21 protein-coding genes and 2 pseudogenes are annotated in these 24,215 nt (G+C 36.6%); 5 read left to right on the forward strand and 18 right to left on the reverse strand.

The window, feature by feature from the left end; translation table 11 throughout:
* The 8 genes from P9Q65_RS10015 to P9Q65_RS10050 form a co-directional block, all read right to left on the reverse strand.
* Window positions 1-281 (reverse strand): transporter substrate-binding domain-containing protein (locus P9Q65_RS10015; RefSeq protein WP_304509290.1); only part of this gene is annotated, 281 nt, incomplete at its 3' end.
* A gap of 276 nt (window positions 282-557) precedes the next feature.
* Window positions 558-1,820, reverse strand: a complete 1,263-nt coding sequence (locus P9Q65_RS10020; RefSeq protein WP_330695347.1) for a chloride channel protein — start codon at window positions 1,818-1,820, stop codon at window positions 558-560.
* Between the two features lie 751 nt (window positions 1,821-2,571).
* The gene (locus P9Q65_RS10025) at window positions 2,572-4,038 is read right to left on the reverse strand and encodes a sensor domain-containing diguanylate cyclase (protein ID WP_304509291.1); all 1,467 of its coding nucleotides are present in this window, start codon (window positions 4,036-4,038) and stop codon (window positions 2,572-2,574) included.
* 763 nt (window positions 4,039-4,801) lie between these two features.
* Window positions 4,802-5,002 carry a cold-shock protein gene (locus tag P9Q65_RS10030; protein ID WP_066086108.1) on the reverse strand — a complete coding sequence of 67 codons (201 nt, stop codon included), beginning with the start codon at window positions 5,000-5,002 and terminating at the stop codon, window positions 4,802-4,804.
* A 106-nt stretch (window positions 5,003-5,108) separates the two neighbouring features.
* Entirely contained in the window at window positions 5,109-5,576 is a 468-nt protein-coding gene (gene rnhA, locus P9Q65_RS10035; RefSeq protein ID WP_304509292.1) for a ribonuclease HI, read from the reverse strand.
* The gene (gene ispD, locus P9Q65_RS10040) at window positions 5,573-6,274 is read right to left on the reverse strand and encodes a 2-C-methyl-D-erythritol 4-phosphate cytidylyltransferase (RefSeq protein WP_304509293.1); all 702 of its coding nucleotides are present in this window, start codon (window positions 6,272-6,274) and stop codon (window positions 5,573-5,575) included. Before ispD ends, rnhA begins: the two co-directional genes overlap by 4 nt.
* Before the next feature lie 85 nt (window positions 6,275-6,359).
* A complete protein-coding gene (locus P9Q65_RS10045; protein ID WP_304509294.1) occupies window positions 6,360-7,439 on the reverse strand; it encodes a PIN/TRAM domain-containing protein in 1,080 nt (359 codons plus the stop codon).
* 69 nt (window positions 7,440-7,508) lie between these two features.
* Complete coding sequence (locus P9Q65_RS10050) at window positions 7,509-7,976, reverse strand: CarD family transcriptional regulator (protein ID WP_304509295.1); 468 nt, start codon at window positions 7,974-7,976, stop codon at window positions 7,509-7,511.
* A gap of 356 nt (window positions 7,977-8,332) precedes the next feature.
* Here P9Q65_RS10050 and P9Q65_RS10055 point away from each other — a divergent pair, with 356 nt between their 5' ends.
* Window positions 8,333-9,226 carry a DegV family protein gene (locus P9Q65_RS10055; RefSeq protein ID WP_304509296.1) on the forward strand — a complete coding sequence of 298 codons (894 nt, stop codon included), beginning with the start codon at window positions 8,333-8,335 and terminating at the stop codon, window positions 9,224-9,226.
* Window positions 9,227-9,390: 164 nt separating this feature from the next.
* On the opposite strand, the pseudogene tnpA (P9Q65_RS10060) reads toward P9Q65_RS10055, so the two are convergent.
* The 9 genes and pseudogenes from tnpA (P9Q65_RS10060) to P9Q65_RS10100 form a co-directional block, all read right to left on the reverse strand.
* A pseudogene (gene tnpA, locus P9Q65_RS10060) lies at window positions 9,391-9,844 on the reverse strand (IS200/IS605 family transposase).
* A gap of 251 nt (window positions 9,845-10,095) precedes the next feature.
* Entirely contained in the window at window positions 10,096-11,034 is a 939-nt protein-coding gene (locus tag P9Q65_RS10065) for a hypothetical protein (protein WP_304509297.1), read from the reverse strand.
* Between the two features lie 402 nt (window positions 11,035-11,436).
* Window positions 11,437-12,723 (reverse strand): class II D-tagatose-bisphosphate aldolase, non-catalytic subunit, encoded by a 1,287-nt coding sequence (locus P9Q65_RS10070; protein ID WP_304509298.1) that lies wholly within the window; start codon window positions 12,721-12,723, stop codon window positions 11,437-11,439.
* Between the two features lie 17 nt (window positions 12,724-12,740).
* Complete coding sequence (locus tag P9Q65_RS10075; RefSeq protein WP_304509299.1) at window positions 12,741-13,700, reverse strand: 6-phosphofructokinase; 960 nt, start codon at window positions 13,698-13,700, stop codon at window positions 12,741-12,743.
* Window positions 13,701-13,715: 15 nt separating this feature from the next.
* The gene (locus P9Q65_RS10080) at window positions 13,716-14,576 is read right to left on the reverse strand and encodes a class II fructose-bisphosphate aldolase (RefSeq protein WP_304509300.1); all 861 of its coding nucleotides are present in this window, start codon (window positions 14,574-14,576) and stop codon (window positions 13,716-13,718) included.
* Window positions 14,577-14,610: 34 nt separating this feature from the next.
* Window positions 14,611-15,582 (reverse strand): ROK family protein, encoded by a 972-nt coding sequence (locus P9Q65_RS10085; RefSeq protein WP_304509301.1) that lies wholly within the window; start codon window positions 15,580-15,582, stop codon window positions 14,611-14,613.
* A gap of 17 nt (window positions 15,583-15,599) precedes the next feature.
* The gene (locus P9Q65_RS10090; RefSeq protein ID WP_304509302.1) at window positions 15,600-16,577 is read right to left on the reverse strand and encodes an ABC transporter permease; all 978 of its coding nucleotides are present in this window, start codon (window positions 16,575-16,577) and stop codon (window positions 15,600-15,602) included.
* Between the two features lie 25 nt (window positions 16,578-16,602).
* Complete coding sequence (locus tag P9Q65_RS10095) at window positions 16,603-18,108, reverse strand: sugar ABC transporter ATP-binding protein (protein ID WP_304509303.1); 1,506 nt, start codon at window positions 18,106-18,108, stop codon at window positions 16,603-16,605.
* Window positions 18,109-18,204: 96 nt separating this feature from the next.
* Entirely contained in the window at window positions 18,205-19,173 is a 969-nt protein-coding gene (locus P9Q65_RS10100) for a substrate-binding domain-containing protein (protein WP_304509304.1), read from the reverse strand.
* 484 nt (window positions 19,174-19,657) lie between these two features.
* On the opposite strand from P9Q65_RS10100, the gene P9Q65_RS10105 reads away from it, so the two are divergent.
* The 4 genes and pseudogenes from P9Q65_RS10105 to P9Q65_RS10120 all read left to right on the forward strand — a co-directional run bounded on the left by P9Q65_RS10105 (window position 19,658) and on the right by P9Q65_RS10120 (window position 23,455).
* On the forward strand, window positions 19,658-20,638 hold the full coding sequence (locus tag P9Q65_RS10105; protein ID WP_304509305.1) for a sugar kinase: 981 nt from the start codon (window positions 19,658-19,660) through the stop codon (window positions 20,636-20,638).
* Window positions 20,639-20,658: 20 nt separating this feature from the next.
* Entirely contained in the window at window positions 20,659-21,480 is an 822-nt protein-coding gene (locus P9Q65_RS10110) for a MurR/RpiR family transcriptional regulator (RefSeq protein ID WP_304509306.1), read from the forward strand.
* 405 nt (window positions 21,481-21,885) lie between these two features.
* A pseudogene (locus tag P9Q65_RS10115) lies at window positions 21,886-23,028 on the forward strand (IS3 family transposase).
* Between the two features lie 70 nt (window positions 23,029-23,098).
* A complete protein-coding gene (locus tag P9Q65_RS10120) occupies window positions 23,099-23,455 on the forward strand; it encodes a hypothetical protein (RefSeq protein WP_304509307.1) in 357 nt (118 codons plus the stop codon).
* Window positions 23,456-23,474: 19 nt separating this feature from the next.
* Here the strand turns inward: P9Q65_RS10120 and tnpA (P9Q65_RS10125) are convergent, their stop codons facing one another.
* Complete coding sequence (tnpA, locus tag P9Q65_RS10125; RefSeq protein WP_304509309.1) at window positions 23,475-23,879, reverse strand: IS200/IS605 family transposase; 405 nt, start codon at window positions 23,877-23,879, stop codon at window positions 23,475-23,477.
* Between the last annotated feature and the right edge of the window lie 336 nt (window positions 23,880-24,215).

Here is a 24,215-nt window from a genome sequence, read left to right on the forward strand (position 1 = left end):
GAATCAAATGCCATATCTTCAATTTTGAAGTCATAACCCAATTTTTCAGCAATTGCAGCAGCGATTTCTGCATCAATACCTGCAATGCCTTGCCCTTCATGGAACTCATAAGGTGGGAATTCTGCATTTGTCGCCATTATTAATGTTTCCTTTTCCTCACCTGCGGCATTTTGCTCCGCATCGGGCTTCTCTGCAACATCACCACCACCACAGCCAGCCAATGCTGCTGTCATCGCTACTACCATAGTCGCAGCAAAAATGCTTTTTATAAATTTTTTCATAACACGTTTCCTCCCATTTCATACTTCATAAATATATTAATATACAATTTTATATTTGAAATTATACTCTTAAAGTGCATAAAATACAATGATGTTATTTCACCATAAACTTTCAACAATTTGAAGTTTTTTTTGTGAATTATATCTATTTTCTTTGAAAATAATCTTCATGTCACTCATAAAAACATTCGCTAAATAGCGACTCCATAGCGCTAAAACAAAACACACGTGCATATAAATTCGCATAAACAATGTATATACACGCATTTCATACCTTTAAACTACACTTCTATCAATAAATTCAGGTTTTACTTTGGAATATATTATTTTCTGCTCACTATAAAGACCATAATATCCAGATAGCATATAGCTAACTCCACAACAAAGGGCATAATATACTAAACCTTTTGCTCCAAATAACTCAATACAAAGAATAATTGAAGCAATTGGGCAATTGGTCACGCCACAAAAAACTGCCGTCATCCCCAGTCCTGCGGCGAACGATGGAGAAATACCCAATATAGGGCCTAAAACACAACCAAGGGTAGCACCCACAAAAAAGGTAGGAACAATTTCACCACCCTTATACCCTGCGCCTAGAGTAATTGCGGTAAGTAAAATTTTAAGCAAAAAGGCCTCAGGTCTCGCATTTCCTTCAATCGCTTTTTGAATGATATCCATACCTGCACCATTGTAGTCGTTACATCCAAGAAGTAATGTCAAGCCAAGCATCAATGCCCCGCCAATGAATATCCGGACAAACTGGTTCTTTATGTACAAGTTATAGCAACGGAAAACGTTATGCATTATGATACAAAAAAGCATACTTACCAGTGCACAAGTAATGCCAAGTATTCCTACCGAAAGTGCAACCCTCAGACTTAACACCTCCGGAACACCAAATAATGTATACGATGTTGGTAATATTCCCATTCTTTGAGCTAACGTAGATGCTACAAAAGCTGCAATTGTGCCAGGAACAATCGCCGAATAATGCATAATACCGACAGAAATAACTTCCATAGAAAAAATAACTGAAGTAATCGGTGTGCCAAAAAGCGCCGAGAATCCTGCCGCCATACCACACATCGTAATAATTCGCTCATCCTTTTCGTTAAGCTTAATAATTCGCCCTAAGTAAGATGAAATACTGCTTCCAAGTTGCAACGCTGCCCCTTCTCTACCGGCTGAACCACCAAATAAATGTGTTATTATTGTACTAAAAAAAATCAGCGGTGCTGTTTTCAGCGACACTGCTTCATTTTGACGAACAGCGACCAAGATAAAATTAGTTCCTCGGTCATTTTTCATGCCCAAAATTCGATATGAACCAATGATTACCAAACCACTAATAGGGAGAAACCATTGTATCATAGGATGTCCCATTCTAAACATGGTTGCTTTATGCAATAGCCAGTGAAAACTAATGCCAACGACACCAACAATCGCCCCGACGATGCAGCCAATCAATACCCATTTTATAAATACGATAAGTACACCTTCACCACTGCTAATGTGGGCTTTCATTTTTTCCCACAAAATAATCCCTCCTTTTACACAAACAATAAAGCGTTTCTGAAAACTGACTTTAAATAAGTTTTGCATAAAATTTCAGAATTAAGCAGTTTGACATTTTGCAACATAAAGCTTATTTTGAATTTAAAAAATTATTAGACAAAAATTAAAAATAAAGTTTTCAGAAAAGCTCTAACCCTCAACAAAGTATACAACATACCCTGAGCCCATTCAAGAGAACATTTCTACGAAAATTAAAATTCTGTTATAAATATTTTTGTGCAATGGAAGAAAACACATGGATTAACCATTACAGATATTTGTCTATTAAAGGAAAAAAAAGGAGAATTACTACAAAAAATATATGCAAAATGTCTGACAAATAAAGTCGCAATAAAATCGAAGTGAATTTTTATGCAACTACCAATGCAAAAAACTTGATGATGAAATATACATTATTATAAAGTGTGCTACATTGGCGGTACATCCGGTAATTCCAAGTATACTACTCTCTTTTCAAGTAACTAAAATTCAAACTAAAAAAATGCCAATATATTCAAGAAAGTGTTTACCTCTTATGCAGCTTAATTGAAAAAAATCTGTAAAGAAAAGGATTTATACATTTATTTTTAAAAATTCTTCTGAACTAACAACATATTGCGTTTATGCTCAAATCATTTATTGGCATAAACGCAATATGTTATCAAATCATAATTAATAGGTCCTGTGTAAATCATGTTCCCTGTAATAATGTGATTATAACTTTATTTATTTTTTAGTTAGAAAATTCGTCTTTCTTGCAAATTGTAACCTGATTTCTTCCATTTTGCTTAGAAAAATATACGGCCTCGTCAACTTTTAGTATAATCTGCTCCGGACTAAGAATCTTGTTAATCTCAGCAATTCCTGCACTAACTGTTACACGGTAACAACTTTCTTTTCCTTCATTTCTCAATGTGTCCATAAATTCCTTAAGAATACTTTCAACCTCCTCTGGGGTTCCCTCCAGTACGCCGACAAATTCATCTCCACCCCAGCGAGCAGCAATTCCACGTCCATTCATTGCACTTTGCAGGCTTTCTCCTACCATGGCAAGAATTGCATTCCCAAAAAGGTGTCCGTGGTTATCGTTAATTTCTTTAAAATGATCAATATCAAACATAAAAAACGACTTTTTCTTCTCTTGATGCTTCTTCAAAAAAGAATTGTACATTTTAGAAAATAATTTTCTATTCGGCAACCCTGTCAATTCATCAATATTTTCCACCTCAATAATACGACGATTGAAATTAAAAAAAACAGCTGTGGTAACAATAATACAAATCATAAGTGAAATTAGCATAAATATTACATTATCCATAATTCCCGCTTGAAAGGAAGAACTGATTGAGTTCATATCCTTTTCTAAGATCAAATACCACCCAAGGGTATCATCATATTTTGTAATAATACATTTCCGTGCATTATTTGACGTAAACCACTGCATTTTTGGTTCACAAGAGTAATCCATTATAATTTTCTCCTCAACTCCGGTACGTTTAGAAAGTTCCTCCTTTTTTATAAATACATCCGTACCATCGCTAAACGAGTTTTGGGATCCTCCAACATTAATTATGTAAGCTGACAAATCATAATTATCTTCATAGGAACGGATAATGCTTTCAATATCAGAAACTTCAAGCCCCACTCCGATTACACCAAGGAGTTCGCCATCGTCACTCTCCATACGAACGTTAATAAAAGCTGTAATTATATTATTACTTACCTCATTTGTATCAATTTGCAGTTCATACTCATGTCCAGATTCAATGAAATAATAATACCATACATCATGCTCATTATTTATTGAAATCGTTTTATTCAAACCATCTTGATAATAGTAATTTCCTGTCTGATTGGAAACACAAAACACAGTTGTATATCCATATTTCTCTTTATATGCGTTTAAATAGCTGTATAACTGTTGCATATATAATTCATTATTTTGGTTTTCCTTTTCTTTAAGGAACCATTTTTTAAGGAACTCATCATTAGCCATTGTTTTGGAAACCATTACAGGCTTTGTCATTGAATTTTCAATATGTTTGGAAATATCTGTATCCGCCAAACTGACGATATTTTCCAAATACTTCTCAGTCAAGCTTTGATATGATCTTGTTTGTTTATACACAACACCAATAAACCCTGCCATTAAAGAAAAGATAATAATTAAATTACTGATGAGCAAAATATGTTTTTTCACGTTTGCCTCCTTAAGATTTTAAAATTAAAACGATTGGTATTCAACAAACAGTGGGCTTTAAACTACAATTATTATGAAAATCACTGTTAAAATTTTTATTACATGTATCGTTGTGAGAAACGTTCTACTCAAAATAGAATTGTTATTTTCCATTTCACGATTTACATATTAATTTCAAAACATGTTATTTTAGAGCAAATTAATGTTTTTCGCGCAATATTATACTACAAAACACCTAAAAATTCCAGTTATTCTTTCGTTTCAAACCCTATTTCGTGTTTGAAAATGAGTTTTGGCGTTATGGCATTTAAAGCATGTATTAGCCACAGCACAAGTTCTCTAACCATCAAAAGTATAGTGACAATAAAAAAGTCTCTTGATTTTTTATTATAACAAAAAAACAATGGCATTCGCCTTCAACCTTATATTCCAAAGAGAAATCTACTTTCTACAATTTTAGATTAGACAATATGAAAAACGGCAAGCTCGTGGATACATTTTTATCAATTTACTTCTTTTTGGACTATTTAAAATTAACCAGTGATGAATTATAAATGCTACATTCCCAATCATATGTTAATGGATTTATTGAAAAACAAATGTTTTTTGCATATTAAAAGGCACAGGATAAAATCCTATGCCTTTTATAAGGAAGCTAAACTTCCTTTCTGTGTCCAACGATATGAAGCGTCGTCCCTTGCATAACCAAAAAATAATTTATATTATCAATGCCTTAGCATTTTCAATACAGAATCAAAATCGATTAAGCACGTGTTACATTAGCAGCCTGAGGGCCTTTTGCGCCCTGAACAACTTCAAACTCAACTTCCTGACCTTCTTCAAGAGTCTTGTAGCCATCCACCTGAATTGCAGAGAAATGTACAAATACATCATCTTCACCAGGAACGGAGATAAAACCGAAACCTTTTTCTGCGTTGAACCATTTTACTGTACCTTTTTTCATTGAATAAATCCTCCTACATAGATAAATAAAGAACTGTTACAAGTCAATACTACCATATATTTCATAAAGTGTCAACGCAAATTTCTTACGAAATCACTGTTATCATTTACATAGTTTCATATTTTTCGTCATTTTCTAACGTATTTTTCTGTATTGCCCCCCTTGCCAATTGGTCACATCGCTCATTTTCCGGGTTGTCAGCATGTCCTTTTACCCAAATAAATACAACTTTGTGAATTTCCAGCAATTCCAGCAAACGTTCCCACAAATCTACATTAGAAGCTTTTTCTTTATTGTTGCGCATCCAGCCATTACTACGCCATTTTATTGCCCATCCTTTTTCTATGGCATCCACAACATATTTTGAATCACTGTAAAGTTTAACATCGCATGGCTCTTTTAGCGCCTCAAGACCTTTAATTACAGCTAAAACTTCCATCCGATTGTTGGTTGTTTTATAAAAGCCTCCGGACAATTCCTTCCGTGCGGAGCCATACAGCATTACAACACCATATCCTCCCTTACCGGGATTTCCCGAGCAAGCACCGTCCGTATATATAGTTACCCCCTTCATTTCTTCCCCTCCTCCAAAAAACAGGTGGCCACCCATAAATCCTCCTTGGTGGTAATTTTAATATTCTGATAGCTCCCGGGTATGACTTTAATTTTCTCGCCTGCAAATTCTGCGACTGAAGCATCATCTGTGCCCAAAAAACCTGCCGATTCTGCCTTATCATAAGCATTCAGTATTAGCTCCTTGCGGAAGGCTTGTGGCGTTTGAATATGCCAAAGGGTGCTGCGTTTCGGCGTTTCCATCACCATACCAGCTTCATCGCAAATTTTTATAGTATCTTTTGCTGCCACCCCAAGGACACTGCCACCGCATTTTTGAGCTGCATCGATAGATCGCTCTATCATATCTTGCGTTACAAAGGGTCGTACTCCATCATGAATCAAAACAATTTCGGTTTTTTCAGAAAGCACTTTTAAACCACGCTTTACAGAATCCTGCCGCTCTTTTCCCCCAGCAATTACAGAAAACACTTTTTTCCAGCCATAGGTTTTCACCATAGCTTTTACATCTTCTAAATTATCTTCTCCTGTTACTAATATGATGTCTTGTATCTTAGAATGATGCTCAAATCGGTCTACTGTATGGGCTAATACTTCTTTTCCATCAAGCAATAAGAATTGTTTTTTGGTTTGACCTCCCATGCGTTTTCCGCATCCGGCAGCTACAATAATTGCTGAAACAATAGAATCCATCTCCATGCATCACCTCTCTTTTTAAAAACAAAAGCCCCTAGCAACCCTTCGCAAAAGGGTATAATTGCTTTGGGGCTTTCATCAATTTCACTTACGAAGCAGCTGCTGTCATTTTCGTAAAAATCATACGACCGGCCGCAGTTTGCAATACACTAGTTACAATAACATTTTTCGTTTCACCGATGAACCTATTGCCACCGTCTACAACAATCATTGTGCCATCATTTAAATAAGCAATCCCTTGTCCAGCTTCTTTTCCGGCCTTAATAATAGTTACCTGCATTTCTTCCCCCGGCAATACCACTGGCTTAATTGCATTTGATAACTCATTGATATTCAAAACCCGAACACCTTGAAATTCAGCAACTTTATTTAAATTATAATCATTCGTTACTACAAAGGCATCCATGCTCTCAGCCATTTTAAGCAACATGGAATCTACTTCCATGGTTTGCTTTGTTGTAAATTCTTTGATCTCAACAGGAACTGCCAGTTGTTTTTGAATCTCATTAAGAATATCCAGGCCACGACGTCCACGGTTACGCTTTAATCCATCAGCAGAGTCTGCAATGTGTCTTAATTCTTCCAAAACAAAATTTGGAATAATAATTTTGCCTTCAATAAATCCGGTTTGCAGTAAATCCAGGATTCTACCATCAATAATTACACTTGTATCTAAGATCTTCGGTCGTCCGTAAACAGATTCTTTTTCTTGCGGTGTCAAAGCAGGAATTAAGGCTTTCTGTATGTTCCTTAAATTAAACTCATCCTTCTTTTTTCTCGCTACCCGAATACCCAAAAAACCAAATAAGATATTGAGTAAGACCACAATAAAAGTACCAATTGCTCCAAAACCGCTAAAAGCAACGCCAATTAAGTTTGCAATAATCAAACCAATCACACCGCCAAGAACAGTTAAAGCTAATTCCTTTACATTCATTTTTGTTAATTTTTCCTCAGTTTGAGAAAGTCTTCTTAACATCATTTCCGTTAAAGGCGAAGATAAGATAAGATAAAATATAAGTCCGGTAAATACTGCTAACCCAGTAGGTACATAAACAGGTAAGGTTATATGCCATTGAAATAAGTTAGATATAAATAAAATATGCATAAGCGCATAAGTCGCCGCCATAACGATTAAACTCATAATTATTTCAACAAGTCTCTTCATGTTTCCACCTCCTTCCCATATAATTGGCAAAAGGGTAAACTACCCATACTTTACCATATTAAAATTCTATCAATTTTCCAACCATTTTGCAAGCAATTCTTCGGCTTTTTCGCTATTTATTTCATAAACAGAAATAATTTCGCTCAAAACAATTTGTCTTGCCATACCCAACAATCTGCATTCCACTGAAGATAGCTTTTTCTTTTTTTCTTGTTCATGAAGCTGCTTTATAACTTCAGCTGACTGCTCTAACTTGCCTGTTCTTAGCCTTCCAATGTTATCCTTATACCTTTGATTCCAATTATTAGATAACACAGGGTTGCTTTTTCCAACCCGAATCAAGGTTTCTTCCATTGTCATCCTTTCTTCCGGCATACGGATTCCCGATCTTTCTGCTCCCATCCTGGGAATACGGATTCTTACGTTACCTGTTGGGATACGAATAATATAATATTCACCATGATCCGTTCCCACAATATCCTCAATATACCCAGCCCCATGTAATGGATATATAATTTTTTGTCCTGTTTGAAACATAATAATTCCCTCCTTTTTCCTAATTTTTCCCGAAAAAGAAGATTCTTATGCCATATTTAGGACTTTATTATAATAAAACAAAATTCTCTTTTTGTCTTTAAAATTTCCTAACAATTTCTTTAAATTTTACAATCAATTTTATAATTAGTTTTATCTTTGCCATATAATGCCGAATATTGTAGCATCTTGCCATTTTTAACTGATCCTTTGTAAAATCATATCTTAATTTTCATCCAAAAGGCAAACATCACACAATACATAGTTATTTAAACCACGTTATGTGTTTTTGCTATTGCATTTGGATGGTATTTTTGCTATATTATGTATGACTTAGTATTACACTGGAGGAGGAAACTATGACAGACTATCAAATTTTCAGCGATGGCGCTTGCGATATTGGGAAGGAACTGGAAAAAGAACTTAACATTTCCCTAATCCCCTTTTATATTTCTTTGGATCACGAAAAATACTTCAAAGAAATCGAAGAAATTTCTTTAGATAAATATTATAAATTTATGATAGAGCAAAATGGTTATCCCAAAACCTCATTGCCGTCTGTCCAAGATTTTATAGATGCATTTCGTCCTGCACTACAGGAAGGTAAAGATATTATTTGTACCACAGTCACCCCATCTCTTAGCAGTTCAATTCAATCTGCTACAACGGCAAAAATGATGCTGGAGGAAGAATTTCCAAACGCAAAAATTTATGTGGTAAATTCATGGAATATTACGGGTTCCCTTGCCTTAATACTGGTTGAAATGGCCAGAATGAAACGTGCTGGCAAAACAATAGATGAAGTTTTAGAATATGTTGAACAGGCAAAGATAGATGCCAGAATTCACTTTATGGTCGGCGCTTTAAACCATTTGGAAGTAGGCGGAAGAATTGGCAAACTTGCTGCTCTGTCCGGAAGCATATTAAAAATCAAGCCTCTTATTATACTAAAAGGTGGCGAGATTAATGTTGGTGGTGCTGTAAGAAGCAGAAAAAAAGGTCTTGCTAAATTAGTGGAAATTTCAAAAGAACACTTTAAAGCAACAGGTGAAAATCCAAAGGATTATTTAGCTCAGATTGGTACAACCAATGACTGGGAAGAAGTTCCTGAATTTGAAGCGGAACTGAAAAAAGTTTTTCCAGAGATGGAATTCATTTCACCCTTCCAAATTGGTGCAACAGTAGCTTCCCATACAGGTCCAGGAACAATTGGCTTTTGCTTTGCAAAAAAATACCAAGCTTATCACCTTTAATGAAAAAAAGTTTTTAACGATAATTACAATTTTGTGGTTATCGTTTTTTCATTTTGAATCATTCTTAATAGCCAATACTAAATGTATCCGTATTTTTATTTTATAAATCAAAACTACGCCTTAATGACGCTGGCCTTCACTTCGTTCAAGCCCTGATGGTATGATTATTTCCTACCCTTAAAAGGGTCTTCATATTCTTTTGTGTTTAACTTATCTTCTATTTGATCTTGCTTTTCTTGTTCCCTTATATATTTTTGAATTGTTGCTGTATTTAATCCAACTGTACTGACATAATAGCCCGTTGCCAAGAAATTGCTATTTCCAAATTTATATTTTAAATTTGCATGTCTATTGAAAATCATCATAGCGCTTTTGCCCTTCAAATATCCCATAAACTGAGATACACTCATTTTGGGTGGTATCTCTACTAGCAAATGAACAGGATCTGGCATCATATGTCCTTCTAAAATTTCTACGCCTTTCCACTTACATAAATCCTTTATTATTTTCTGTATATCTTCCCGTAAATCGTAATATATTATCTTCCGTCTAAATTTCGGTGTGGAAAACTATGTGATACTTGCATACCCAATTTGTGTGTGCTAAACTGTTTGCCATAAAGCATCATCCTTTCTTCTGTAAAATTTATTGGCTTGAACACCTTTATTTTACAGCAAGGATGATGCTTTTGCCTAAGCTTTAATCTCACCCGCAAAGCGGGCGGTTGTTAAAACCTGCAAGGCAGGCTTTTCATACTAAAGTTATAATTAAAAAAAACAAATCGTATCACCAAAATTGATCACGCTTCCATCTTTCGGCGTCATCCACCCAAGTTTAACAACAACTTTGAAGATTGCCATTCATATCTCTTATGCATTATAAACCAGATCTTCAATTTGTTTTTCCAGCATTATTTTCTCATTTTCTCGCATTTTTTTGATGGATTCCAGTCGCGACAGTGCTGATGAAACCTGGTCTTCAACCTGGGATACACTCTTTTGACTATCATGGATACGAGAGAGGACAGTCCAGTCTGAAATCAGTCCATCAAAGAAGTAATCAGCAAAGCGAAGAAAGCCGTCGATATTGGCTTGTTCCATTTGGGCGTTAATCTTAACGTCAGCCAACTCTGTGCGAAAACGGCTAAGTAATGTCTGCAAATGCTCCGCCTTAACCTGCGCTTCATCCAGGTGGGAATGCTTTGCCATACCCGAAAGGACTCCTCCACCGAGAAGATCCCAGGTACCCCAGTCTTCTGCACTACTAAGACTATTCTCAATATCACTGATCTGCCTCATGCAGGCCTCCCCAGCCTCCTCAGCGTCTGACACTTCACAAATTTGATTCGTTACTTCTCCAAGCTGACGTTCCAATGCACAAAGTTTTTCTCCATAGTGGGGATCGTTATGTAATAGCTTCTGTATTTCGTCAAACACTTGATTGTATTGCTGTTCACATCCCTCCAGTTTCTGCTCTTCAGCATGAAGCGATTCCATACGTTGACAACAATCATCCAATTGGCGAACAACCGCATCATATTTAAGCTGGGCAGCATAAGCCTCCTGCTGTTCCTTTTCCAATTGTTCCTCTCTCTTCCCCAGTATAGAATAAAAAACAGAGGTAGCCGTCGTTTTTTCTAACCGTTGCACATCAGCATCTTCTTTGGTAAGTATCCCCCGTAGTTCATGTTCCTTCTGTGAAAGCCCATACTTCTCATTTTCCAAACTCGTCAGCATTGAATTTATCTTGCATTGATGTTCCATCTTCTCCGACAGCTCCATCAGTTCTTTTTTTAAATTATTAAGCACAGTACACCTCCCAGTTATAGACAAAAATTTAAGCTTAGAACATACTTCTTTTCAAAATGTTATATTTATCCAACTAATTGTTATTCATTATACAACCTAAACCATATAACTTCAATTAAAGTCCGCATATTCTCCATTCTCCAACATTCTAAAGCATTTCGTAAATACTTTCTTGTTCTTTCAAAACCTTTTTAGCAGAAAAAATATATTTCTTGCCAACACTTACTTAACTTTTCTCCTTCATATAGAGAAACACAATTTTTTTCAGAACCGTTGTTTCTTCTCAACCATCTTATAGATTAAAAGAAATAGTTTTATTATTAATTTAGTAAAACTGAAATAAAAAAACAGATGCTGCCTTGAAACATGACAACATCCGTTTTAAGTAATTTAATATACATTTTAATTCTTTATAGCATACTCGTAGGAAGCCGCGATCTCTAACACAGCATCAAAAACCAATTGCTTTGCATGATTTCTAACTTCGCCTCTCACTACCTTTTCGTACTGGTTGGGCATATATTGATGTAACAAGTTAAGGGGAATTTCTATTTGGTCAAAGTTTCGGAATAGCGTATGAATTGCCTCTTGCACACGAGAATTGGACAAATAGTACCTACAACGGTCAGAATAGCTGTACTTTCTGGCAATCGCCAATTCTTCTTCACTTCCATGGTAGTGGTTAATCCAATTACCTGGGTCTTCCAACATAACTTCTTCCAACACTTCAATAAAACATGCTTGTTTTTCTTTTGGAACCAATTCTTTTTCCATCCAGCTTAGCAAAAACAGTGCTTCTCTTAAACGGAAAGTTAAAGCAGGCCCCACCTTTAAAATGGCAATTCCATCTTCCACCATTTCTTTTAACTTTTCTTTAGTTTGGTAGTCTGTGGAGTGACCTTCAAATACCAGAATTGGGTACTTCTTTAAGGTATCACACAAGCTTTTCGCTTCTACACGGTTATAATAAAACACCTGTGAATCACCGTACTCCACGCCGGGCTGCACCACCACTGCGATGATATTTTCCCATGCATCAAAAAGTCCATGCTCCTCAAAAACCCTTCGGTATGTTTCTACCGTATCTACAAAATCTGCTACTTTGGTAACGGAAATGCCGTCTTCTGCTTCTGTTGCCCCACCAGGTATGGGCACCTCGCTCCCTATAACGAAAACAGGCTTTTGCCTTTCATCTCCCCTCATCTGCATGAAAGTTTCCATACAAACTTGATACAACACCGCACCTCTTTCGGCAATGGTTTTGGTGCTGAGGGGTTGTTCCTTGGCATCACTGCCTAGCTTCATACTGGTATCCAAATGGATTTTTGTAAATCCTGCTTTTACATACTCTCTGACCAATACTTTTGCTTTCTCCATAGCTTCTTCCTCTGAAAAATCCTTAAAGGTAAGGGGACCCAAATGATCCCCACCTAAAATAATCAGATTTCTCCCACAACCCATTTGATCCGCAATACGATAGACAAAATCAGCAAAATCTTTGGGCGTCATTCCTGTATATCCGCCAAATTGATTGACCTGATTGGCGGTGGCCTCAATCAGAACAGGACTCTGGGTTTCCTTTGCCCGCAACAGCAAAGCCTCAATCACCAAGGCATTTGCAGTACAATAAGAAGCAATCCCTTTAGTAACACCCTCGTTTTTCAACATTTGTTTCAACATATTTTCCATAGCACACCAAACCTTTGTTATTTAATCTCGAACTCGTCAAATATCTTTCTTTTGAATGCATGTTCAATATCCAAATACTGATATTTCCCGTCTGTGTAAACCACATACACATTTTGAATTTTCTTTGTCACAGCATCTACCGCATATTTTGCAAAACCAGCTGCTCTTAAGCGGTCTGTAGCAGTAGGTACACCGCCTCGTTGCTGAAATCCTACAAGGTTACATTTTACATTCAGCCCCAGGTTTTTCTTTACATAATTTGCCGCATCTACCATCCTTGTAATAGTATTTTCACTATCACCTTCTGCAAACATCACAACGATATAGTCCTTGTCCCCACTATTACGGATTCTTTGAACTTCCCGAGCAATTTCTTCATTGGTCATAGGCTTTTCCACCAGAACACTAAAGTCTGCCATACCCATCAATACAGAGCTATGGGTCAAATACCCGTCCCATGCACCTAAAGTTTCCACAAAAAAAACCCTGCCCGGCAATGCCATACCCGTATCGCTAATGCCATCCAGATAGTCTACTTGTTTGTTTAATGCGGTATCGTATCCTAAGGTATAATCGCTACCATATATATTATTATCAATGGTACAAGGAACTCCAACAATGTTCATCTGTGGATTTAGTCCACTTAAAGTTCTGGCTCCCTTAAAACTTCCATCACCGCCCAAAACAATGAAAGCATCTATATTGTTTTTTGATAGCTGGGCAATTAAATGTTCCTGATTTTCTTTTTCTTTCAGTTGGGGGAATCTCCCGGTACGAAGTTCCGTTCCTCCCTTTTTATGCCAGTCTTGTACATCACAGGGATGAAGTATCACATAATCATTATCACGAATACCCAAAAAACCACGTTTGTATCCGTAAACCACATGCCCCTGTTCCGTCGCATATTTTACAATTTGAGCAAGGCAAGGATTCATTCCCGATGAATCCCCGCCGCTGGTAATCACAGCTATATTCATTGGTATTCCCTCTTATCAAGCCTTATTTGCACTGCCGAACACATCTATTTTTCCTTTTACTACTTCTGCACAAGCATCTTTTACAGGACCCATATATTTTCTAGGGTCAACCTCTTTTTCCGGAAGTTCATTACACATTTTTCTGATTGCATCTGTAAATGTCTTTTTAAATTCTGTACCTACATTGATTTTGCTAATACCAGTCTTCACGCACTTTTTAAAGTCTTCCACGGGAATTCCGGTACCACCGTGCAATACCAAGGGGCAATCCGTAATTTCTGCAATTTCTCCCAGTCTTTCAAAATCCAATTTCGGCTCGCTTTTGTAAAACCCATGTACGGAACCAAAAGCAATGGCCAAAGCGTCAATCCCTGTTTCCTCCACAAAACGAGGAACATCAGAAGGCTGTGTAAACGTTGCTTTTGCATCCGAAACCACAATATTTTCTTCTTTTCCGCCTACTTTACCAAGCTCAGCTTCTACGGAACAATGATAATCCTTGGCAAAGTCAACGATTTCCTTAGACTTTCTAATATTTGTTTCATAATCTTCTGCGGATGCATCAATCATAACAGAGGAAAATCCTGCTTTGATAGCATCTTTAATAAAGTCCATATCCGTTGCATGGTCTAAATGCAAACAAACAGGAATATCTACGGATGCCGCCATCCCTTTGATCATTCCCACTGTTTGATGCAAACCAATATACTTACAAGCACCCATAGATGCCATTAATATCACAGGTGAATTTTTTTCTGCTGCGCCATTAATAATTCCTTGTGCATCTTCATAACCGTTGAAGTTAAAACCACCTACTGCATATCCTTCTTTTCTTGTATTCTCTAAAATTTCTTTTAAAGTTACTAAACCGCTCATTTTCACATCTCCCACTTTAAACACTCCTATCTCACTATTTTTTATCTGTATATTCTTTAATCAAGCAATAAGCACCATAAAGTACCACGCTGTCATTCATCACCGAATACCTTACAGAACTGTCATCGATTGGTTGAATACACCGTTTTTTTAACGTCTCCATCAATGTTTCATGGAAAAATTTCTTAGCCTTTGTTACCCCTCCGCCTAAAATAATAGTTTGAGGGTTAAAAAAGTTAAATTGGTTGGCAATTCCTATCCCTAGATAATACCCTTCTTTACAATAAACTTCAAGTGCATATGGATCACCCAATTCTGCCGCTTGACTTAACACCTTACCGTTTAAATTTTCCGTTTTATGCTCTGCCAAATCAAAGACTTTACTTTGGATCCCTTTTTGCATATCTTCCAAAAGGCGATTATTTATGGCAGTACCTGAGGCATATAATTCAAAACACCCCACGCTGCCGCAAGGACATTTTAAACCTTCAGGCATAATCGACATGTGCCCTACTTCCCCTGCACCGCAAGAACTGCCACGGTATACTTCACCATTTACAACAATACCGCCGCCACAGCCTGTGCTCACTGTCATATAAATTATATTTTTCAAACCCTTTGCAACACCCATCCGCACCTCGGCAAGTGCACCTAGGTTCCCATCATTATCCAACATGACTTTTGTCTGAAAGTCTGCCTCCAGCCGCTCTACAATTGGAAAATCGTGCCATCCCATTAAAGGGGCGTGAACAATAATGCCTTTTTCTGCATCTAAAGGTCCGGGGCTTCCCACACCTATCCCTAAAATATCCTCTTTTTCAAGAGAAAAATGCTTTATAATATGTAACAATACGTCTTTGGTGTTTTGATATACGGCTTCCTCCCCCAAAAATGTCTTTGAGGGTGCTACATGAACATAGTCATCTACAATTTTTCCCTCTTCCGTAAACAATGCACCCGATGTTTTTGTTCCTCCAATGTCCAAAATCAAATAATATTTCATCATGCACCTTTTTCCAAGCCTTATGCCTTTTTCTTTTGTGACATATCAAAGATAACCGCCAATAAAATAATGCTGCCAATTACAACTTTTTGCCAATAAGAAGAGATCGTTAACAGATTCATACCATTATTGATAACCGCAATAATAGCAACACCAAACATTGCACGAGCAACAGAACCACTGCCACCGGCAAGGCTGGTACCACCTAAAACTGTTGAAGCAATGGCATACATTTCGTAACCTTCACACGCACCGGGCTGTCCATTTTGCAACTTAGATGCAACCAGTACACCGCCTAAAGCCGCCATAATAGAACATAATATATGAGATTGCAGAATTACCTTGCTTGTATTAATCCCACTTAAGTGGGCTACCTGCATATTGGAGCCTGTTGCATATACATGTCGACCAAATACAGTCTTTGCCAGTAAAATGTGCATCAAAGCTACAACGATAACAGTAAATATCGTGATAATAGGAATAATCCCATTGGGATGTGATTCCGAAGTTAAAAAACGGCCTGCACCCAGCCAAGAAAATTGAGATGGCAACCCAAATACAGCAGTCCCGCCTGTGATGATATAAGTTACGCCTCTGGCAATCGTCATCGTAGCCAACGTTGTAATCATGGGAACCACATTAAACTTTGTAACCATAATTCCATTAAAAAACCCGCAAATAGTACCTATAAATAATGCAGAAAAAACAAGGATTAAAATGGACATAAATACAGACATTTCAGGGAACATCAACCCTACCATTGCAGAAAACACCCCTGCAAGCGCTGCCACTGAACCAACGGAAATGTCAATTCCGCCAAGAATGATTACATATGTAAGGCCGGTGGCCAAAAGTGCATTAATAGCCATTTGTGAGGTTAAGTTCATAACATTTTTTGTTGTGAAAAATGTGTCTGTTGTCACACCAAACCCAATACACAAACCGATTAAAAACACAATAACCATATTTTTCTTTAGCCATGCTTTCAATTTCTCCATATCATATACCTCTCAATAACTATTCTTAAGTATTTTTACTATTTAAGCTTGCAAGTTCAATTACATTTTGTTCTGTTGCTTCTTTATAATGTAATTCCCCTGCGATTTCGCCTTCTCTCATAACAATAATCCGGTCACTGTTACCTAAAATTTCTGGTAGCTCAGAAGATACCATAATAATACATCCTCCATTTGCCACAAAGGCATTCATCAATGCATAAAACTCCGATTTCGCATTTACGTCAATCCCTCTTGTAGGTTCATCCAAAATTAAAATTTTTGAATCTGCCAGTAACCATTTTGCCAGAATTACTTTCTGTTGATTTCCTCCGGAAAGGTTGGCAATCACCGTGTTAATTCCCGGAGTCCTTACCTTAAGCTTATCCACATAATCTTTACTTACGTCTTTTTCCCATTTAAAATCTAAAAAGCCAAATTTCTTACAATTTTTTGTTAGACTGGGTAAAACAATATTATTTTTTATCATTGCATTTAGCATTAAGCCTGTACGACGCCGATCCTCAGTAACAAATCCAATATGGGCATTGATTGCTTCAGCGGGACTTTTAAAGGTAACTTCCTTACCGGAAACGTAAATTTTTCCCTTGCTATATTCTCTCGCCCCAAAAATAGCCTCCATTACCTCTGTACGTCCAGCGCCAACCAACCCTGCAAAACCAAGGATTTCCCCGGCATACGCTGTAAAATTGATATTCTTAAATTTCCCTTTTTTACCTGTAAGCCCTTCAACACGCAGCAATTCCTCCTTTGCTACATGCTCTTGTCTATTGTAATAATCTTTGATTTCACGCCCAACCATGCTGGCAACCAGTTCTTTTTCCGTTACATCTGCAATTTGGAACGTATCCACCATACAACCGTCTCGTAAAACCGAGACCTTTTCCCCCATCTCAAACATTTCCTTGAGACGATGGGTAATATAAATAATAGCCACATTTTGTTTCTTTAAAATATTAATTTGCTCAAACAATGCTTTAATCTCATGCCCTGACAATGAGGATGTAGGTTCATCCATAATAACTACTTTTGCTTTTTTTGTCATAACCTTAGCAATTTCCACCATCTGCTGCTGAGCTGCTGTTAATTCCCTTGCGATTTGAGTCGCTTTAATATCAACCTTCATGAAGTCCAAGATATCTTGCGCTTCTTTATTCATTCGTTTTCTATCCAAAAGGATTTTAAAGTCCTGCCTTTGTTCTGCACCTAAGAAGATATTTTCCGCTACTGTTAAATCGTTTGCGATACTCAGCTCTTGATGGATCACAGAAATGCCTGCATCCAATGCTTGACGTGGATTTTGAAAGCGCACCGTTTGGTTATTGTAAACAATCTCCCCTTCGGTAGCATCATATACACCTGAAATGATTTTAATCAATGTGGATTTTCCTGCGCCGTTTTCCCCCAAAAGACAATGCATCTCCCCTGAGTAAAAATCCAAAGACACGTCTGTAAGGGCTTTGACACCTAGAAATCTTTTTGAAATATTTTTCACTTGCAAACACGGATTCATTGTATCTTCCTTCCTTACTTAAAATTTGCTTATAATAAACTTTAAGATGAGTTGTTTCAACTCATCTTAAAGCCATCACTTCAATTATTACTTATATTACTGAGCTGCATTTTCTTCTGTGATGATGTAAGGAGCAATCATAACTTTTTCTTCAGCAACAGAACCATTTTTCAAGTAGTCCATCATGTTTTGAGAGATTTGTTTGCCAATTTCCATTGGATTCTGAGAAATTTCGGAAACCCAATATTTACCGTTTTCTGCATCTAAGATAGCAGCTTTTGCTTCAGGGTTACCATCAAAACCGATGATTTTTGTATTTGCACCAGCTGCTTTGATTGCTGCCAAAGCACCAGTTGCAGCGGGATCACCAACAGCAAATACAACGGAAATGTCATTATTATGTGCAGACAATGCATCAGACATCAACTGTTCTGCTTTTGCAGCATCGCCTTCGTAGTTACCAATATCAATAATGTCTAAACCTTTGTCAGAAGCGTTTACAACTTCTTCCCAACCGGTACGACGATCGATGCAAGATTGAGGTTCATCAAAGTTAATGATACCAACTGTTTGACCAGCCTCAGCAAGTCTTACTGTTTCCTGTCCACCAAGTCTGCCACCTTCAACGTTGTCTGTACCAACAAAGCATTTTACAACATCTGTTACTTCACTTGTACAGTCAAATGTAAATACAGGAATGTTTTCTTTGTCTGCAGCTTCCATAGCAGGTGTTGTGCCGCCGGGGTCGTTACAAGAAAGTGCAATCGCATCTACGCCCTGTGCTACCAAGTTGTTGATATGATCAGACGTAACGTTACTGTCTAATTCGCCGTCTAAAATAATGGCTTTAAACCCTAATTCTTCGGATGCATTCTTGATACCGTCTTCAATCAGATTGTAGAAAACGTGTTCTCTGGAACCTACGATAAAACCTAATGTCAATTGTTCTTCCGCAGCGCCGTTGTCAGCGTCAGCTTCACCCTCAGTGGCAGGTTTTGAACTACCACAAGCAGACAAACCAAGTACCATTGTTGCACAAAGTAATACACTTAAAAATTTCTTCATAAACCTCTCTCCTTTTTCACATTGAATATTTATCCGAATTTTATGCAAAATTCCCCTTCGCAATCATACACCTCGGATATAAGTGAATAATAGCAATTTATAGAAAAAAAGTCAACAATTTTTCAGCATGTTGAACAGTTTTGTATACTCTTACAATTTCGTGTTTTCTTTTTAAGTAAATTAGCACAATAAGAGTAATATTTGAAATTTTTTTCACACCATTGTGTTTTTTCATCGTTTTTTTTTTGCCATTTACAAAATAATATTTATTTCCTTTGAAAAACAGAAATTTTTTTCAAAACGGGTACGTTATCTAAGTAAAGCAACTTAAGATTTTTTTGAATCCAAAAATAAAAAAATATTTAAATTTAAGATATTGACCTACAATTTTTTATATATTATACTAAGTCTAAGAAATCCAAATATCATGAATTTTTATTCATTATTATTGTATATTTTTACATTATTTCCTGGAGGCATGCATATGTATGATATTATAACTGTTGGTGAAATTTTAGCAGAAATACTTGCCGAAAAAAAAGATCAAGATTTTTTTGAACCCGGCGGCACTCTTTTAGGCCCTTTTCCCAGCGGTGCACCAGCCATCGCCATTGATCAGGCTGCAAAAATGGGTGTAAAAACAACCATCATTGCAAAGGTAGGTGCGGATGATTTTGGTTTGCTCAACAAAAAAAGGTTACAATCTTCGGGTGTTGATATCTCGAACATCATAGAAACAGCAGAGAATACAACCGGCAACGCCTTTGTAACATACTTAAGCGATGGCAGCCGTAAATTTATTTTTCATTTTAAACATGCTGCCTGTGGGGAACTTGGGCCGGATGATATTGATGAATCAATCATAAAAAACTCTAAAATACTTCATATTATGGGTTGTTCAGTAACGGGAAGCCCTTCCATGTGCAGCGCAATTATGAAAACCATCAAAACTGCAAAAAAATATAATGTAAAAATCAGCTTTGATCCTAATATTCGCCCGGAACTTTTAACAGGGGAAACCTCCGACTATTTTAATGAAATCTTAGAGTCTTGTGATTATCTTTTGACAGGAAAAAGCGAGCTTGTAAAATTATTTGGAGAATACCAAAAAAACCTTTTGAAATTATTGCAAAAAAAGGATAGAATAATTGTAATTAAAGATGGATCCAGAGGAACAGAAGTCTATACTAGAACCGAAGCATTTAAAGTAGATACCTTTCCCACCATCGAAGTAGATCCTACCGGCGCAGGTGATTGCTTTGACGGTACTTTTTTAGCCTTAATTTGTGAAGGCCATGATATTAAATTTGCCAGCAAATATGGCAATGCTGCCGGTGCCTTAGCAGTATCAAAAAGAGGCCCTATGGAAGGCAATTGCAAAAGAGAAGAAATTGAAAACTTAATTTCAGAAAATCCTTCCATTGAAGTTATGGAAATTGAGAATCCCTTTACTGCATTATTATAAATACACGAAAGGAGAGAGAAATGCATTTAGTAGACTCCGCATATGAAAATATCAAACTAAATATAGACAGTCTTTCTTCTTCAGAAAAAAAAGTAGCCACATTTTTACTGGAAAATTTGGAAAAAATCCAATCCTTAAATGTTGTGGGAATCGCAAAAGAAAGTCATACAAGCGAGGCCACTGTGGTACGAATGAGTAAAAAGTTAGGCTACAAAGGCTTTTATCAACTTAAAGTTATGTTAATTCACAGCTTAGAGAAGGAACAACAATATCCTAGCACTGCTCCTCTTAGTAATTTGAATGACTTTTTTCAAGCAACCGCACAAAATATGTTACACATCGGCAGTGTGGTTGATGAAAAAGTCTTCTGGAAATGTATAAACTTGATTGCATCTGCAAACACCGTTCATGTCATTGCCTCCGGAAACACGATTCCTTCCGTCCTGGAATTTTGTTTCCGTTTGGGACGAATCGGGGTTGCTACCACAACCTCTATTTCTGATGAACTGGAACTTGCTAACATTGACTTAGCACGATATGGAGATATCGTCATGGGCGTATCTCACAGCGGCGGCTCTAAAAATGTTGTTAGGGCATTTGAATTGGCACGAAAAAAAGGGGTTTCCACCTTAGCTGTTACAGATATTATCACAAGCCCCTTAAAAAAACACGCAGATTACGCACTAGCCAGTACCATTGAATCTTCCCCTACTTCTGTTTTCGGTGCCGAATCCCATATTTATACCAGTATCATACTAGATGCACTCGTTTTTTTTGTGGCAACCAAAAAACGCACACCAAAAGGTGTAAAAATGTTTTTGGCCGAAACACAGGTCCCATAACTTATCCTCAGAAAAGGAGACCCTATGGATATTTCAAACAAAAGACTCATACAGCTTACTTCGTTATACAACAAATTTAGGTTCCATCGAACATTACTTTTTCTTTGTGAACTGTATTTCGCCTATACCTATGCAGTAGACTTTCCAACGGGCTCCCTTCCCTATCGGGTCATCATGGGGAGCATTCTTCTAGGCATCGCCCTTCTGGCATTTTATGCCCATAGGAAGATGGGGATTTTGCAAGAAAAAATTAAAAAAGAAAAACAAGACAACGCTATCTAAAAAAGACTAAGTCAGGTTGTTATGATATGCCCCCTCTTAGGTAGACAGGTAAAATAATAAAAACTTGGGCATGGTATAATAAAGTAGACACTATATTAAGAGAAAATAGTGAAAGGTGGTCTACTGATAAGAAGAAGTTATGATAAACAGTTTAAAGTTGCAGCTGTAAAATTAGTTATTGAAGATGATATGTCTGTTTCTGATGCAGCAAAAGCATTATCTATTCATTACAATTCTCTATACCGATGGATAAGTGAATATGAAGAATATGGAGAAAGTGCGTTCCCAGGAATGGGACCGCACTTTATTCGTATCAGTATGAAATAAAAAAACTTAAACAAGAAAACTTGGAATTAAAGAAGGAACTTGATCTCTTAAAAAAATACCAGGCCTTCTTGAAGCAAAAGAACAGATAAGATTTCAATATTTGAAAGAAAATCAGAACAAATATAATATCAAGAAGGCCTGTAAAGCCCTAAATGTATCAAGAGCTGGTTATTATAAATATCTAAATCGTAAACCTTCTAAACGCGATATTGAAAATGAAATTTTAAGCAAGGAAATTCAACAGATTTTTGAAGAGAACAAAAACCGGTATGGTTCTATTAGAATAGCAAAAGTATTAAAAGATAAAGGCATCCATATAAGCCGAAAACGTGTTGCTAGAATCATGAGAAAATTAATGTTATATCCAAAAGGAACTCGTTACAGGTATAAACACTATAATCAGAAATCAAATGTAGTAGAACGCCCAAATCTATTAAATCAGATGTTTTGCACAGATCGTAAAAATAAGATATGGGTTGGAGATATTACATACATACCAACAAGGAAAGGCACATTGTATTTAGCGGTTTTCCTTGATATTTATTCCAGGAAAATTGTTGGTTGGTCTATGAACAGGAAAATGAAGGATACTTTGGTTATTAATGCTTTTTTGCAGGCTTATGGCAAGGAACGTCCTGTGCCAGGCTTAATTGTACATACAGAAGTTCACAATTTACAGGAGGAAGATTTAGAGCCTTACTATCCAAATATGGGGCTATCCATAGTAATAGTAGAAAAGGTAATCCTTATGATAATGCTGTAATGGAATCTTTTTATAGAACAATAAAAAGAGAGCTTATTCAAGACTCAAAGTATGATAATCCTGAACAAGCTCAAAATGAAATTTTTAAATACATTGAATTGTACTATAACACCAAGCGAATTCATTCTGCTCTTGGGTATCTTTCTCCCACCCAATTTGAAGAATTAAATTCATAAAATCAGCGTAACTTTGTGTCTACTTTTTATTGACAGCTCCAACTTGTGTATTTAGGAAGGAGCATTTTCTATGCCTAAAATTACACCAGAAGATAAAGCTTATTATTGCCATCAATATTTAATTGGAAATATGTCTCAGGGGCATATAGCTAAAATTACTGGATTAGCTCCGGCATCCATTCATATGTGGATAAAAAACTATGAATCTTTAGGTAACGATGCTTTTTTGCGAAAAAGAAACAAACGTTATTCTAAAGAATTAAAGGTTCAGGCTGTGGAAGCTTTTCTTGCAGGCAAAGATTCTCAGTATGGTATTTGTAAATCATATGGAATAAAATCAACTACCCAGCTACAAATGTGGATTTTGAAGTATAATAGTCATGAGAAGTTGAAAACTTCTGGAACAGGAGGAGCCACGATAATTTGAGTCTGCCAACTGCAAGCTGTTACTTGCGACCCTTAAAAGGGCTTACTTCTGGTATACACAATTGTTCGCCTAATTCATCTTCTTTTAGTTGATTGGTTATATACTCTGCTATTCGTTCTGCATTCTTTCCCGCAGTATCTACATAATAGCCCTTACACCAAAACTCTCTAATCCTGTATTTATATTTTAATTCCCCAAATTGTTCATACATCATCGTACTGCTTTTTCCTTTTAGATACCCCATAAAACTTGATATTGCAATCTTTGGCGGTATCTCTAATAGCATATGTATATGGTCTGGGCATACTTCTGCTTTCAAAATCTTCACCCCCTTCCACTCACATAGCGTTCTCAAAATCTTCCCTATTGCTTCTCTTTTTTTATAATAGAATATTTTTCTCCTATATTTAGGTGCAAAAACTATGTGATATTTTCAATTCCACTTTGAATGGGATAAACTATTTATGTCGTTAAGACCCATATTAAAACTCCCTTCGTTATTTTATTCTTTGCAGTTTGCGGACTACAAATTCTATTATAACGAAGGGAGTTCCTTTTTCGCCTCATCGCCGTAGGCTTTTTTGAACCACGCGTCTAACGCGTGGTTTTCTTTTCCACAAAAACATTATTTCTGGGTAATTTGAATAATAAAATCTTTAAATTTTTCAACAGCAGGGGGTAAATATCGATTTACCATATAAGCAAGATAAACCATACGCTTGGAATAAGCCGTATCCAAATCCAATTTTACTACATTATA

It is taken from the genome of Anaerotignum sp. (assembly GCF_030625865.1).
Lineage (GTDB): Bacteria > Bacillota > Clostridia > Lachnospirales > Anaerotignaceae > Chakrabartyella.

What these genes read in the sequence shown, in the direction of transcription:
- P9Q65_RS10030 (WP_066086108.1), bottom strand. Translation starts at nt 5,002, where the DNA reads ATGAAAAAAGGTACAGTAAAATGGTTCAACGCAGAAAAAGGTTTCGGT.
- rnhA (WP_304509292.1), bottom strand. Translation starts at nt 5,576, where the DNA reads ATGAAGGGGGTAACTATATATACGGACGGTGCTTGCTCGGGAAATCCC.
- ispD (WP_304509293.1), bottom strand. Translation starts at nt 6,274, where the DNA reads ATGGAGATGGATTCTATTGTTTCAGCAATTATTGTAGCTGCCGGATGC.
- P9Q65_RS10045 (WP_304509294.1), bottom strand. Translation starts at nt 7,439, where the DNA reads ATGAAGAGACTTGTTGAAATAATTATGAGTTTAATCGTTATGGCGGCG.
- P9Q65_RS10050 (WP_304509295.1), bottom strand. Translation starts at nt 7,976, where the DNA reads ATGTTTCAAACAGGACAAAAAATTATATATCCATTACATGGGGCTGGG.
- P9Q65_RS10055 (WP_304509296.1), top strand. Translation starts at nt 8,333, where the DNA reads ATGACAGACTATCAAATTTTCAGCGATGGCGCTTGCGATATTGGGAAG.
- P9Q65_RS10070 (WP_304509298.1), bottom strand. Translation starts at nt 12,723, where the DNA reads ATGGAAAATATGTTGAAACAAATGTTGAAAAACGAGGGTGTTACTAAA.
- P9Q65_RS10075 (WP_304509299.1), bottom strand. Translation starts at nt 13,700, where the DNA reads ATGAATATAGCTGTGATTACCAGCGGCGGGGATTCATCGGGAATGAAT.
- P9Q65_RS10080 (WP_304509300.1), bottom strand. Translation starts at nt 14,576, where the DNA reads ATGAGCGGTTTAGTAACTTTAAAAGAAATTTTAGAGAATACAAGAAAA.
- P9Q65_RS10085 (WP_304509301.1), bottom strand. Translation starts at nt 15,582, where the DNA reads ATGATGAAATATTATTTGATTTTGGACATTGGAGGAACAAAAACATCG.
- P9Q65_RS10090 (WP_304509302.1), bottom strand. Translation starts at nt 16,577, where the DNA reads ATGGAGAAATTGAAAGCATGGCTAAAGAAAAATATGGTTATTGTGTTT.
- P9Q65_RS10095 (WP_304509303.1), bottom strand. Translation starts at nt 18,108, where the DNA reads ATGAATCCGTGTTTGCAAGTGAAAAATATTTCAAAAAGATTTCTAGGT.
- P9Q65_RS10100 (WP_304509304.1), bottom strand. Translation starts at nt 19,173, where the DNA reads ATGAAGAAATTTTTAAGTGTATTACTTTGTGCAACAATGGTACTTGGT.
- P9Q65_RS10105 (WP_304509305.1), top strand. Translation starts at nt 19,658, where the DNA reads ATGTATGATATTATAACTGTTGGTGAAATTTTAGCAGAAATACTTGCC.
- P9Q65_RS10110 (WP_304509306.1), top strand. Translation starts at nt 20,659, where the DNA reads ATGCATTTAGTAGACTCCGCATATGAAAATATCAAACTAAATATAGAC.
- P9Q65_RS10120 (WP_304509307.1), top strand. Translation starts at nt 23,099, where the DNA reads ATGCCTAAAATTACACCAGAAGATAAAGCTTATTATTGCCATCAATAT.